The organism is Streptomyces huasconensis (genome assembly GCF_021028635.1).
GTDB classification, from domain to species: domain Bacteria; phylum Actinomycetota; class Actinomycetes; order Streptomycetales; family Streptomycetaceae; genus Streptomyces; species Streptomyces huasconensis.
The window spans coordinates 884,671-897,146 of the sequence record NZ_CP086119.1 but is presented as its reverse complement, the minus strand read 5'-3'; the positions used below and the strand labels follow the sequence as shown (position 1 = coordinate 897,146).

At 73.5% G+C, this 12,476-nt stretch carries 11 protein-coding genes; 8 read left to right on the top strand and 3 right to left on the bottom strand.

All coding sequences use genetic code 11. The features are described from left to right. Positions 1-57: 57 nt before the first annotated feature. Complete coding sequence (locus tag J2N69_RS03925; RefSeq protein WP_230899476.1) at positions 58-663, bottom strand: Rv1733c family protein; 606 nt, start codon at positions 661-663, stop codon at positions 58-60. Between the two features lie 301 nt (positions 664-964). Beyond that, positions 965-1,390, bottom strand: coding sequence for a DUF6643 family protein (locus J2N69_RS03920; protein ID WP_127910528.1), 426 nt, complete (start codon positions 1,388-1,390; stop codon positions 965-967). 282 nt (positions 1,391-1,672) lie between these two features. Between J2N69_RS03920 and J2N69_RS03915 the strand changes: the two genes are divergently transcribed. Then, positions 1,673-2,956 carry a TerD family protein gene (locus J2N69_RS03915; protein WP_230899475.1) on the top strand — a complete coding sequence of 428 codons (1,284 nt, stop codon included), beginning with the start codon at positions 1,673-1,675 and terminating at the stop codon, positions 2,954-2,956. A 10-nt stretch (positions 2,957-2,966) separates the two neighbouring features. Here J2N69_RS03915 and J2N69_RS03910 read toward each other — a convergent pair whose 3' ends face one another. Next, positions 2,967-4,163, bottom strand: a complete 1,197-nt coding sequence (locus J2N69_RS03910) for a glycosyltransferase (RefSeq protein WP_230899474.1) — start codon at positions 4,161-4,163, stop codon at positions 2,967-2,969. A gap of 58 nt (positions 4,164-4,221) precedes the next feature. On the opposite strand from J2N69_RS03910, the gene J2N69_RS03905 reads away from it, so the two are divergent. The 7 genes from J2N69_RS03905 to J2N69_RS03875 all read left to right on the top strand — a co-directional run bounded on the left by J2N69_RS03905 (position 4,222) and on the right by J2N69_RS03875 (position 12,474). Continuing rightward, positions 4,222-5,007: a glutamate racemase gene (locus J2N69_RS03905; RefSeq protein ID WP_230899473.1), complete on the top strand. Its 786-nt coding sequence runs from the start codon at positions 4,222-4,224 to the stop codon at positions 5,005-5,007. 75 nt (positions 5,008-5,082) lie between these two features. Beyond that, complete coding sequence (locus J2N69_RS03900) at positions 5,083-5,649, top strand: hypothetical protein (protein WP_230899472.1); 567 nt, start codon at positions 5,083-5,085, stop codon at positions 5,647-5,649. A 120-nt stretch (positions 5,650-5,769) separates the two neighbouring features. After that, positions 5,770-7,386, top strand: coding sequence for an apolipoprotein N-acyltransferase (gene lnt, locus J2N69_RS03895; RefSeq protein ID WP_230899471.1), 1,617 nt, complete (start codon positions 5,770-5,772; stop codon positions 7,384-7,386). 48 nt (positions 7,387-7,434) lie between these two features. Further along, positions 7,435-7,914 (top strand): NUDIX hydrolase, encoded by a 480-nt coding sequence (locus tag J2N69_RS03890; protein WP_230899470.1) that lies wholly within the window; start codon positions 7,435-7,437, stop codon positions 7,912-7,914. Between the two features lie 54 nt (positions 7,915-7,968). After that, complete coding sequence (locus J2N69_RS03885) at positions 7,969-9,171, top strand: methyltransferase (protein ID WP_230899469.1); 1,203 nt, start codon at positions 7,969-7,971, stop codon at positions 9,169-9,171. Positions 9,172-9,389: 218 nt separating this feature from the next. After that, a complete protein-coding gene (locus J2N69_RS03880; RefSeq protein ID WP_230899468.1) occupies positions 9,390-11,762 on the top strand; it encodes a phosphoketolase family protein in 2,373 nt (790 codons plus the stop codon). Then, positions 11,746-12,474, top strand: a complete 729-nt coding sequence (locus J2N69_RS03875) for an alpha-ketoglutarate-dependent dioxygenase AlkB family protein (RefSeq protein ID WP_230899467.1) — start codon at positions 11,746-11,748, stop codon at positions 12,472-12,474. Before J2N69_RS03880 ends, J2N69_RS03875 begins: the two co-directional genes overlap by 17 nt. Positions 12,475-12,476 lie beyond the last annotated feature (2 nt).

Sequence of the window (12,476 nt, the reverse complement as noted above, 5' to 3'; positions counted from 1 at the left end):
CAGGGGCAGTTGACCCGATCGGCGGGCTCCGCCCGCGCGGCCCGGCCGCGGGGCCGGTCAGGAGCCGGTGCCGGTCCTGCCCCAGTCGGGGCCCACCGCGGCCCAGGCCCGGTCCAGGCGGGCGTGACGCCCTTGGACGAGGCGCCAGAGGACGAGCCTGCGCGCGCCCTCGACGAGTGCGACGCTCGCCGCGGCGGCGCCGAGTCCGGCGAGGGCGGCGTGGGTGGTCGCGGTCGCGGTGTCCAGTGGACGGCCGACGACCCGGCCGCGCTCGTCGGTCCAGAGCCGGAAGTGGTCACCGGGCCGCGGGGCGCCGAGCCGGGCGACGACGACCCCGGAGCGGTCGATGCCGTCCGGGCCTGTCCAGCGGGCGAGGACGCGGCTGTGGGCGTCGCGTGCCGACGCGGTCTCGGGATCGGGGTCGAGCGGGGGAGTGGAGACCTTCCGCACGACCGTGCCGACGGTCGCGTGGCGGGCCTCGCGCTGCTCCCGCACGGAGGTGAGCAGGGCGTCCCGCGAGAGGCCCGCGGTGACCGTGCCGACGACGGGCACGGCGACGGCGATCAGCACCAGGGCGGCGAGGGCCGTCCAGGCCTCCACGAGGTCGGTCCCGCGGCGCAGCGGGTTGCGCCGCCAGCGCCAGAGTCCGGCGATCGCCCGCACAGCCCTGCACCCCCTTCCGCGTCCGTCTCGACAGGGAACGGCACATGTCCGTGAAGCTCAACGGCTCAACGTCCGTGCTCCGTCAAGGAGTTCCCCCACCGCAGGCGCGTCATTCGAGGATCATGAGGCCATCACCGAAGCGGGCCGTCCCGGTGGATCGTGGAACCGGATTCTGCCCGAAGGCGAGCCATCGCCGAAGCACTCCTGTGCCGGCCGCCGACCGGGCGCGGACATGCGAGCGCCGCCGCCGGGCAGAAGCCCGACGGCGGCCGACGCCACGTGCGGATGGCGACCTGGGCGGTCAGTACCCGCGGTAGGGGCGGTTGTACGGGTCCTCGTACGGCGCGGGGGCCGGGCGGGGCGAGGCCGGGCGCATCGCCTCGTACCCCGTACCGGCCGCGGGCCGCTGGGGCTGGGCGCCGGGGTAGCCGCGCGGGCCCGCGGCCTGCTGCGGGATGTACGGCGCGGGGGCCTGTTGCAGCGGGGCGGGCTGCTGGGCCTGGGGGTAGCCGTACCCCGGGTTGTGGTGGGAAGGGGCGGCCGGCAGGGCGGGCAGCGCGGCCGGGAGGGCGGGCAGGTGACTGCCCGTGTCGTACGCGGACGGAACCCGGATCGGGGCGATCTGAGGGGTGCCCCGCTCTGCGACGAGGGAGTCGTAGATCGGAGTGTCCGTGAAGGACGGCGCGGAGTAGTAACCGCCGCCATAGGTGGAGCGGGGGGAGGTCATACTCCATAAGTTAAGCCCTTGATGTGCTGGTTGGGGAGACCGATAAGCGGGTTGTTTCGCGTGGCGGCAGGGGTCAGGTGTCCCCAATGCGAGCGAACTTGGGAAAATCGGTCGTCAAGTGGCGTAGGAATCGTGTAAAAGCGGCGGTCTTGGCGGGGTTACCCGCGGTCGGCCGTGGCGCGGCCGGGAGGCCGTCGGGCGCGGTCATGGGCCTCGCGGTGATCCGGGTAATAGGTTGGCCGCGAACGGAATCGGCGGCCCTGCCGGACGCGGCGACTTGCGATGGGGGCGGACATGACCATGCCTAAAGGATCGAACGTTCCCGTGCCGGCACCTGCCGTGCGGGTCGAACTGGGGTGGGGTTCAGGCGCCGGAGTGCCCGACGCCGACGCGTCCGCCCTGCTGTTGACCTCGTCCGGAAAGGTGCGCTCGGACGTGGACTTCGTCTTCTACAACCAGCCGGCGCACTCCTCCGGAGCGGTGCGGTACGAGGGCAAACAGCGCTCCGCCGACGGCGTCAGCGACGTGCTCACCGTCGACCTCGCGCGCGTGGAGCCCGCGATCGAGACCGTGGTGCTCGCCGCCTCGGCCGACGGCGGCACCTTCGGACAGGTCCCCGGCCTGTACATCCGTGTCCTCGACGCGGCGAGCGGCACCGAACTGGCGCGCTACGACAACACGGACGCGACGGTGGAGACGGCCCTCGTCCTCGGCGAGCTGTACCGGCGCCAGGGCGCCTGGAAGTTCCGCGCCGTCGGGCAGGGGTACGGCAGCGGTCTCGAAGGGCTCGCCACGGACTACGGCATCACGGTGGACGAACCGCAACGTTCCGCGCCGCCCGCCGCTCCCACCGCGCTCACCCCACCGCCCCCGGCGGCCGCACCCGTCGCCGCGGCCGCGCCCGTGTCCCCGCCACCCGCCGAGCCCGTACGCCTCACCAAAGTCACCCTGACGAAGGACGCCCCGTCCGTCTCGCTGACGAAGCAGGGTGGTACCTCGGGCGCCATGCGCGTGAACCTCAACTGGGAGATGCGCAAGCAGACCAAGGGGTGGGGCGCGAAGCTCGGCAGGGCCGTCGCCCTGCACGCCGGCCTCGACCTGGACCTGTGCGCGCTCTACGAACTCGCCGACGGCCGCAAGGGCGTCGTCCAGGCCCTCGGCAACGCCTTCGGCGCGCTGCACCGGCCTCCGTACATGCTCCTCGACGGCGACGACCGTACCGGCGCGGTGGCCAGTGGCGAGAACCTCACCATCAACCTCGACCACATCAAGGACTTCCGCCGCATCGTCATCTTCGTGACCATCTACGAAGGCGCCCGCAGCTTCGCCGACCTCAACGCCACCGTCACCCTCCAGCCGCAGCACGGCGCCCCGGTCGACTTCTCGCTCGACGAGTGCACCGTCCCGTCCACGGTGTGCGCGCTGGCCCTGCTCACCAACAACGGCGGCGACCTCGTCGTCCAGCGCGAGGCCCGCTACCTCGTGCCGGACCGCGGAGTGAGCCCGCAGCGCACCATCGACCACGCCTACGGCTGGGGCATGAACTGGACACCCGGCCGGAAGTGACCCCGACCCCTCAGCGCTGCTCCGGTGCCGGTTCCGCGGCGGTGTCCGGACGCGCGTACGTACGCCCCTTCCACGCGGCCCCGCGCCCCCTGTAGTGCTGCACCGCCGAGTCCACCGTCATCAGCAGGTACAGGAGAGCGGTGCCGGGCAGCAGCGGGGCGAGCCACAGGGGCTGCCGGTAGTAGCGGAGCATCGGCAGGTACGTCGCCGTCATCAGCAGCCAGGCGAGGCCCCCCGTCGTGGCGGCCGGGGCGTCGCCCGCGGCGAGTCCCGCGACCAGGGTGACCGGGGGAGCGAGGTACACCAGCGCGAGCCCGGCGACCGTGCCGAGGAGCAGCAGCGGATGGTGGCGCAGCTGGGCGTACGCGCTGCGCGAGACCATCCGCCACAGGTCCGCGAGGCGGGGGTAGGGGCGCACGCTGTCGACGCGTTCGGCGAGCCCCAGCCAGATGTGGCCCCCGGAGCGCCGGACCGCCCGCGCGAGCGCCACGTCGTCGATCACCGCGTGCCGGATGGCGTCGGGGACCCGCGCCCGCTCGGCGGCGTCGGCCCGCAGCAGGACGCAGCCGCCCGCCGCGGCCGCCGTCCGCGCCCCCCTCCGGCCGATGCGGCGGAAGGGGTAGAGCTGCGCGAAGAAGTAGACGAACGCCGGGACCACCAGGCGCTCCCACACGCTGCGCACCCGCAGCCGGGCCATCTGCGAGACCAGGTCGAAACCGCCCGTCTCCGCGGCGGCCACCAACTCCCGCAGGCTCCCGGGCGCGTGGGCAATGTCCGCGTCGGTCAGGAGCAGGTACTCGGGGTCCCGCGCGCGGGCGAGCGTGATCCCATGGCGCACCGCCCACAGCTTGCCGGTCCACCCCGGGGGCGGCTCACCGGGGGAGCCGACGGTCAGCGGCAGCCCGCCGTGCCGCTCGGCCAGCGCGCGGGCCAGCTCACCCGTGCCGTCCGTACTGCCGTCGTCGACAAGGAAGACCTCGGCCCGTCCCGGATAGTCCTGTGCCAGCAGCGACGGCAGGCTCTCGGGCAGCATCGCGGCCTCGTCCCTGGCGGGCACCACGACACAGACCTCCGGCCAGCGCGTCCAACGTTCCGGCTCCCGGCGCGGCGGCAGGCGCACGTCCGTGCGCCAGAAGAAGCCCTGCCCCAGCAGCAGCCACAGCCACGCGGCCAGCGAGCCGGCGGCGATCCACGCAACGGCGCTCATCCGCCGAAGTCTGCCCCACGCAAGGGAGCCTGTGGGGCCCATCGACTATGGTGACCGGGTGAAGATCGCGCTCATGGACTCCGGTATCGGACTGCTCGCCGCGGCGGCCGCGGTGCGTCGCCTGCGGCCCGACGCCGATCTCGTGCTCTCCTCGGACCCGGACGGCATGCCGTGGGGACCGCGGACCACGGACGACCTCACCGCGCGCGCCCTCGCCGTCGCGGAGGCCGCCGCCGCGCACCGCCCCGACGCGCTGATCGTGGCCTGCAACACCGCTTCCGTGCACGCGCTGCCCACGATCAGGGCCCGCCTGGAGCCCGCCATCCCGGTCATCGGGACCGTCCCGGCCATCAAGCCCGCCGCCGCGGGCGCCGGACCCGTCGCCATCTGGGCCACGCCCGCCACCACGGGCAGCCCCTACCAGCGGGACCTCATCGAGCGGTTCGCGAGCGGCGTCGACGTCACCGAGGTGCCCTGCCCCGGCCTCGCCGACGCCGTGCAGTACGCGGACGAGAAGGCCATCGACGAGACCGTCGCCGCCGCCGCTGCCCTCACCCCGCCCGATGTAAGGGCCGTCGTCCTGGGCTGCACCCATTACGAGCTGGTCGCCGAGCGTATCCGCGCCGCCGTGCAGCAGCCGCAGCTGCCGCCGCTCGTCCTGCACGGCTCGGCCGGCGCGGTCGCGGCCCAGGCGCTGCGCAGGATCGGCGCGGGCCCCGGCACCGACGGCGGCGCGGCGCCCGGCCTCACCGTGCTGCTCAGCGGGCGCGAGGAGCCGCTGCCGCGAGAGGCCCTCACGTACGCCGAGGGACGGCTGCTCGCGGCGGTCAGCCCCGCGCTCTGAGCCCTCGCGGCGCCGGAGCCGGTCACGGTCCGCGACGCGGTGCCTTCGCGGCGGAACGTGAGTAATGTCGATGGCATGAGGGACCCAGCCCACGAGGAGCCCGGCGACCACGGCGCGAGTGCCGTGCCCGACGCCCCGCCCGAAGTCTGGACCGGCCGCGCGACCAACCGCGTCCAGTGGCTGCTGGCCTGCGCGGGCGCCGCCTGCCTGGCCCTCGGCATCGAACTCGCGGTCGGCTCGATATGGACCTCGGGCTTCGCGCCGCTGCTCATGTCCGTCGTGGGATGCATCGCCGTCGGACTCCTGATGCTCTTCGGGACCCTGGCCTTCGTCCATGTGGCCGTCAAGGTCGACAAGGACTTCCTGGAGGTCCGCTGCGGCCATCTGGGCCTGCCGCGCCGGCACATCCCGCTCTCCCATGTCGTCGGCGCGGACTTCGCGCCGAGCGTCACACCGCGGCAGTGGGGCGGCTGGGGCTACCGCTGGCGGCCCGAGAAGGGCACGGCCGTCGTGGTCCGGCGCGGCGAGGGCCTGGTGCTCAGCCTGGGCGACGGCCACAAGTTCACGGTGACCGTGGACAACGCCGAATCCGCGGTACGCGCCATCCGGGCCCGGCTGAAGGTCAGGGGAACGTCGCTCTGACCCGGTCACACGCTGACGGCAGGCACCGCGCCCTGCCGCCCAGGCGCGCGGGAACGACCCGGCGCGAGCGCCCCCTGACCGCGCTGTCAACGCCCCGGTGACGCGCCGTACACTCCCCGGGTGACCGCCACCACCACTCCCGTAGACGAGCCGGCACAGCTCGATCCGCAGCCCGCGCGGGCCTCCCGCGCCCGGCGTGCCCTGCGGCGGCTCGTGCCCGCCGCCGCGGCGGCCCTCTCCGGAGTGCTGCTCTACGTCAGCTTCCCGCCCCGCACCCTGTGGTGGCTCGCGCTCCCCGCCTTCGCCGTCCTCGCCCGGTGCCTGCACGGCCGTACCTGGAAGGCGGGCCTCGGCCTCGGTTACCTCTTCGGCCTCGGCTTCCTGCTGCCGCTGCTGGTGTGGACCGGCGTCGAGGTCGGCCCCGGCCCGTGGCTGGCGCTCGCCGCCGTCGAGGCCGTGTTCGTCGCCCTGGTGGGCGCGGGCGTCGCGGTGGTCTCCCGTCTGCCCGGCTACCCGCTCTGGGCGGCCGCCCTGTGGATCGCGGGAGAGGCGGCACGCGCGCGCGTGCCCTTCAGCGGGTTCCCCTGGGGCAAGATCGCCTTCGGCCAGGCGGACGGCGTCTTCCTGCCGCTCGCCGCACTCGGCGGCACCCCCGTCCTCGGGTTCGCGGTGGTCCTGTGCGGCTTCGGGCTGTACGAGGCCGTGCGCCAGGCCCGTGACGTACGCGCCACCGGAGTCGTGCGGCGCGGGGCGGCGGCCGTGGCCGGGCTCAGCGTGCTCGTCCCGCTCCTCGGCGCCTTCGCCGCGCGGCCGCTCGTCAGCGACGAGGCGGAGGACGGCACCGCGACCATCGCCGCGATCCAGGGCAACGTCCCGCGCGCGGGGCTCGGCTTCAACGCCCAGCGGCGCGCCGTCCTCGACCACCATGTGCGCGAGACGAAGCGGCTGGCCGCCGAGGTGAAGGCAGGCAAGGCCGAGCGCCCGGATCTCGTGCTGTGGCCGGAGAACTCCTCCGACATCGACCCCTTCACCAACCCCGACGCGCGCCAGGAGATCGAGGACGCCGTCGAGGCCATCGGGGTGCCCCTTTCGGTGGGCGGTGTCGTCGAGGGCAAGGACGGCAAGCTCTACAACGAGCAGATCCTGTGGGACCCGCAGAAGGGCCCCACCGGCACCTACGACAAGCGGCAGATCCAGCCCTTCGGCGAGTACATCCCGCTGCGCGGCCTCATCAGCGTCTTCAGCAGCGACGTCGACATGGTCCGCCAGGACTTCAGCCGGGGCTCCCGGCCCGGTGTCTTCACCATGGCGGGCACCAAGGTGGGCCTCGCGACGTGCTACGAGGCGGCCTTCGACTGGGCCGTGCGCGACACGGTGACCAACGGCGCCCAGATCATCTCCGTACCCAGCAACAACGCCACCTTCGACCGCAGCGAGATGACGTACCAGCAGCTCGCGATGTCCCGCGTCCGCGCGGTCGAGCACAGCCGCGCCGTCGCGGTCCCGGTGACCAGCGGCGTCAGCGCGGTCATCATGCCGGACGGCACGGTCAGGGCGAAGACGAAGTGGTTCACCGCCGACTCGCTCGTCGAGGAGGTGCCGCTGCGCTCGTCACAGACCCCGGCCACCCGCCTCGGCACGCTGCCGGAGGGCATGCTGGTGCTGGTCGCGCTCGGCGGACTCGGCTGGGCCGTGGCGTCGGCGCGGACCCGACGGGGCGCGGGTGCGGGGGAGTGACACGCGCTCCCGTCACGGAAGGTGACGGGACGCCGCTAGGGTCGGACCATGGCTACTCCCGAATTCATCCGCACCCTGCGGGCCGACGCCGGTCAGCAGTTGCTCTGGCTCCCCGGGGTCACCGCCATCGTCTTCGACGACGAGGGCCGCGTGCTGCTCGGACGGCGCTCCGACAACGGCAGGTGGTCGGTGATCGGCGGGATTCCCGACCCGGGGGAGCAGCCCGCCGACTGCGCGGTGCGCGAGGTGTACGAGGAGACGGCGGTGCGCTGCGTGCCCGAGCGCCTGGTCCTGGTCCAGGCGCTCGACCCGGTCACCTACCCCAACGGCGACACCTGCCAGTACATGGACATCACCCTGCGTTGCCGGGCCGTGGGCGGCGGGGCGCGCGTCAACGACGACGAGTCGCTGGAGGTGGGGTGGTTCGCCGTGGACGCGCTGCCCGACCTGCACGAGTTCTCGCTCTCCCGCATCAAGCAGGCCCTCGCCGACGAACCCGCCTGGTTCGAGCCGCCCACCGGGCACTGAGGCGCACGGGCTGACCCCCGCGCCCGGCCGGCCCTCCGTTAGCCTGAGGGCACGATGAACCGTTTGAGCACGTCATGGGGCGCGTACGACCTCACCCGCTTCCCGGAGGACCCCCGCGACCAGCTGCGCGCCTGGTCGGCGGCCGACGCCTATCTGCTGCGGCACCTCGCGGGCGAGGAGGGCCCCCGAGGAGAGACCGGGGCGGCCGTCGACCTGAGCGGCACCGTGGCCGTCGTCGGTGACCGGTGGGGGGCGCTGACCACCGTGCTCGCCGGGCACGCGCGCGTGCCGGTGCAGATCACCGACTCGTTCCTCGCCCAGCAGGCCACCCGCGCCAACCTCGCGCGGGCCGGTCACGCGCCGGACGCCGCGCGGCTCCTGACGACGAGGGACACCCCGCCGACCCGTATCGACGTACTCCTGGTCCGCGTGCCCAAGAGCCTCGCGCTCCTGGAGGACCAGCTCCACCGGCTGGCGCCCGCCCTGCACGAGGGCACCGTCGTCGTCGGCACCGGCATGGTCACCGAGATCCACACCTCCACGCTGGAGCTCTTCGAGCGGTTCGTCGGACCGACCAGGACCTCTCTGGCGCGGCAGAAGGCGCGGCTCATCTTCAGCACCCCCGATCCTTCGCGCGCCCCTGATCCTTCGCGCACCACGGCTCCCGGTCCGTGGCCTCGTACGTATGTGCTGCCCGCCGACTCCGGGGCCGGTGCGGGCCTGACCGTCGTCAACCACGCCGGCATCTTCTGCGCCGACCGGCTCGACATCGGCACCCGCTTCTTCCTCAAGCACCTGCCGCGCGCCCGCGGGGGCGCGCACGTCGTCGACCTGGGCTGCGGCAACGGCGTGCTCGGCACCGCCGCGTCCGTCGCGGACCCGGACGCCACGGTCACCTTCGTCGACGAGTCGTTCCAGGCCGTCGCCTCCGCCGAGGCGACCTTCCGCGCCAACGCCGCCGAGGGCGCCAAGGCGCACTTCGTGGCCGGTGACGCGCTGGCCGCCGTGGCGCCGGGGACGGTGGACCTCGTCCTGAACAACCCGCCGTTCCACAGCCACCACGCCACCACCGGCGCGACCGCGTGGCGGATGTTCAGCGGGGCGCGCGCCGCGCTGCGGCCCGGCGGCGAACTGTGGGTCATCGGCAACCGCCATCTCGGGTACCACGTGAAGCTCCGCAAGCTCTTCGGCAACGCGGAGGTCGTCGCGAGCGACCCGAAGTTCGTCGTGCTGCGGGCGGTCAAGGGCGACCGCTGAGTCCGGCCCAGGGCCGAACGGGCTGCCCTGCACTCGCGGCGGCGGCCGGGCGGTGGCAGCGTCGGGGGAGAGAACGCCGGGCCGGTCCGTTCCCCCCCCCCCCCACGACTGATTCGGCACCGGGACGAGTGACCCGGCGCTCCCGTGGAACCCGTGCCTCAGCCACGTACTGCTCCGTGGTCCCGCCGCACGACCCCGAACCCTCGCGAGGAGACCTCATGGCGCCCATGGCGAAGGAGGACCTGGCGGCACTCGACGCCCACTGGCGTGCCGCCAACTACCTGTCCGTCGGCCAGATCTACCTGATGGGCAACCCGCTGCTGACCGAGCCGCTGCGGCCCGAGCACATCAAGCCGCGCCTCCTCGGCCACTGGGGCACCTCGCCGGGCCTCAACCTCGTCCACACGCACCTCAACCGCGTCATCAAGGAACGCGACCTGGACGCGCTGTGCGTGTGGGGGCCCGGCCACGGCGGACCGGCGGTCCTCGCCAACTCGTGGCTGGAGGGCAGCTACACCCAGACGTACCCGGCCGTCACGCGGGACGCGGAGGGCATGGCGCGGCTCTTCCGCCAGTTCTCGTTCCCCGGCGGCGTCCCGAGCCATGTCGCACCCGAGACGCCGGGATCGATCCACGAGGGCGGTGAACTGGGCTACTCCCTCGCCCACGCCTACGGAGCCGCCTTCGACAACCCGGACCTCGTCGTGGCCTGCGTCATCGGCGACGGCGAGGCGGAGACCGGACCGCTGGCCGGCTCCTGGCACTCCAACAAGTTCCTCGACCCCGTGCACGACGGCGCCGTCCTGCCGATCCTCCACCTCAACGGCTACAAGATCGCCAACCCGACGCTGCTCGCCCGGCTCCCCGACGCCGAACTGGACGCCCTCCTCAAGGGGTACGGCCACGACCCCCTGTACGTCACCGGGGACGACCCGCTCCAGGTCCACCAGGCCATGGCCGACACCCTGGACCAGGCCCTCGACCGCATCGCCGCCATCCAGCGCGCCGCCCGCGACGGCGGCGCGCACCAGCGGGCGCGCTGGCCCGTCGTCGTACTGCGTACGCCGAAGGGCTGGACAGGGCCGCGGAGCGTGGACGGGGAGCCCGTCGAGAACACCTGGCGCTCCCACCAGGTCCCGCTCTCCGGAGTACGCGAGAACCCGGACCACCTGCGGCAGCTGGAGGAGTGGTTGCGCTCCTACCGCCCCGAGGAACTCTTCGACGCGGAGGGCGTCCCCACCGGCGACGTCCTGGCCTGGGTGCCCGAGGGCGAGCGCAGGCTGGGCGCCACGCGGCACGCCAACGGCGGCCTGCTCAGCCGGGCGCTGCCCCTGCCGCCGCTGGAGGACTTCGCCGTCCCCGTCGACGAGCCGGGGGCCACCCTGCACGAGCCGACCCGGGTCACGGGCGCCCTGCTCGCGCGGGTCATGGCCGAGACCGGGCGGCGGCGCGACTTCCGTGTCGTGGGCCCGGACGAGACCGAGTCCAACCGCCTCGGCGCGCTCTTCGGCGCCACCGGCAAGGCCTGGCAGGAGCGGACCCTCGGCACCGACGAGCACCTCGCCCGCGACGGCCGCGTCATGGAGGTCCTCTCCGAACACCTCTGTCAGGGCTGGCTGGAGGGGTACACCCTCACCGGTCGGCACGGCCTCTTCTCCTGCTACGAAGCCTTCGTCCACATCGTCGACTCGATGGTCAACCAGCACATCAAGTGGCTGAAGACCTCGCGCACCCTGCCGTGGCGCGCGCCCGTGCCGTCCCTGAACTACCTGCTCACCTCACACGTGTGGCGCCAGGACCACAACGGCTTCTCGCACCAGGACCCGGGCTTCGTGGACCACGTGCTCAACAAGAGCCCCGATGTCGTCCGCGTCTACCTGCCGCCGGACGCCAACACCCTCCTGTCGGTGACCGAACACGTCCTCGCCAGCCGCGACTACGTCAACGTGGTCGTCGCCGGGAAGCAGCCCTGCTTCGACTGGCTCACCCTCGACGAGGCCCGCGCCCACTGCGCGCGCGGCGCGGGAGTGTGGGAGTGGGCGGGCACGGACGACGGCACACGCGACCCCGACGTGGTCCTCGCCTGCGCGGGTGACGTGCCGACGCAGGAGATCCTGGCCGCGGCGGGCCTGCTGCGCGCACACCTGCCCGAGCTGGCCGTCCGCGTCGTCAACGTCGTCGACATCGCGCGCCTCATGCCGCGGGAGGAACATCCGCACGGCATGCCCGACTCCGAGTTCGACGCCCTCTTCACCCCGGACCGGCCGGTGATCTTCGCCTACCACGGATATCCGTGGCTGATCCACCGCCTCGCCTACCGCCGCACCGGCCACGAGAACTTCCACGTACGCGGCTACAAGGAGGCGGGCACGACCACCACGCCCTTCGACATGGTCATCCGCAACGACCTGGACCGCTACCGCCTCGTCATGGACGTCATCGACCGCGTCCCGGGCCTGGCCGTGCGCGCCACGGCCGTGCGCCAGGCGATGGCCGACGCCCGCACCCGGCACCACGCCTGGATTCGCGAGCACGGCACCGACCTGCCCGAGGTCGCCGACTGGACGTGGCCGGATGCCGCCGGACGGTGAGCCGTTCGCCCCGGAGCTGTTTCCCCGGGCCCGTACGGAACTCGCCCCCGGCGCCGTCCACCTGCCGGAGTGGCTGTCGCCGGGGGCGCAGCTGCGGCTGGTCGAGGCGTGCCGGGAGTGGGCGAAGCCGCCGGCCGGGCTGCGGCTGGTCAGGACGCCGGGCGGCGGGACCATGACCGCGCGGCAGTTCTGTCTCGGCTGGCACTGGTACCCGTACGGGTACGCGCGCACCGTCGTCGACGGGGACGGGGCGCCGGTCAAGGCGATGCCGCCGTGGCTCGCCGCGCTGGGCGCCGCGGCGGCCGAAGCGGCGGGTCATGCCGTCGAAGACACGTATGACATCGCGCTCGTCAACTTCTACGACGCCGACGCCCGCATGGGCATGCACCGCGACAGTGACGAGAAGTCGTCCGCCCCGGTGGTGTCGCTGAGCCTCGGCGACACGTGTGTGTTCCGGTTCGGCAACACGCGGACGCGGACGAAGCCGTACACGGACGTCGAGTTGCGCAGCGGCGACCTGCTGGTCTTCGGCGGCCCGTCGCGCCTCGCCTACCACGGGGTGCCGCGCGTCCTCCCCGGCACGGCCCCGCCGGAGCTGGGTCTGACGGGGCGGCTGAACGTGACGCTGCGCGTGAGCGGTCTGACGGAGGAGGGCGGGCCCCCGGACGGGGCTCCAGCCGACGGTGCACCCTCGCGGGCGCCACTCGGATGACC

Coding starts and splice junctions, on each gene's coding strand:
- J2N69_RS03920 (WP_127910528.1), bottom strand. CDS start 1,390: ATGACCTCCCCCCGCTCCACCTATGGCGGCGGTTACTACTCCGCGCCG.
- J2N69_RS03915 (WP_230899475.1), top strand. CDS start 1,673: ATGGGGGCGGACATGACCATGCCTAAAGGATCGAACGTTCCCGTGCCG.
- J2N69_RS03910 (WP_230899474.1), bottom strand. CDS start 4,163: ATGAGCGCCGTTGCGTGGATCGCCGCCGGCTCGCTGGCCGCGTGGCTG.
- J2N69_RS03900 (WP_230899472.1), top strand. CDS start 5,083: ATGAGGGACCCAGCCCACGAGGAGCCCGGCGACCACGGCGCGAGTGCC.
- J2N69_RS03890 (WP_230899470.1), top strand. CDS start 7,435: ATGGCTACTCCCGAATTCATCCGCACCCTGCGGGCCGACGCCGGTCAG.
- J2N69_RS03885 (WP_230899469.1), top strand. CDS start 7,969: ATGAACCGTTTGAGCACGTCATGGGGCGCGTACGACCTCACCCGCTTC.
- J2N69_RS03880 (WP_230899468.1), top strand. CDS start 9,390: ATGGCGCCCATGGCGAAGGAGGACCTGGCGGCACTCGACGCCCACTGG.
- J2N69_RS03875 (WP_230899467.1), top strand. CDS start 11,746: ATGCCGCCGGACGGTGAGCCGTTCGCCCCGGAGCTGTTTCCCCGGGCC.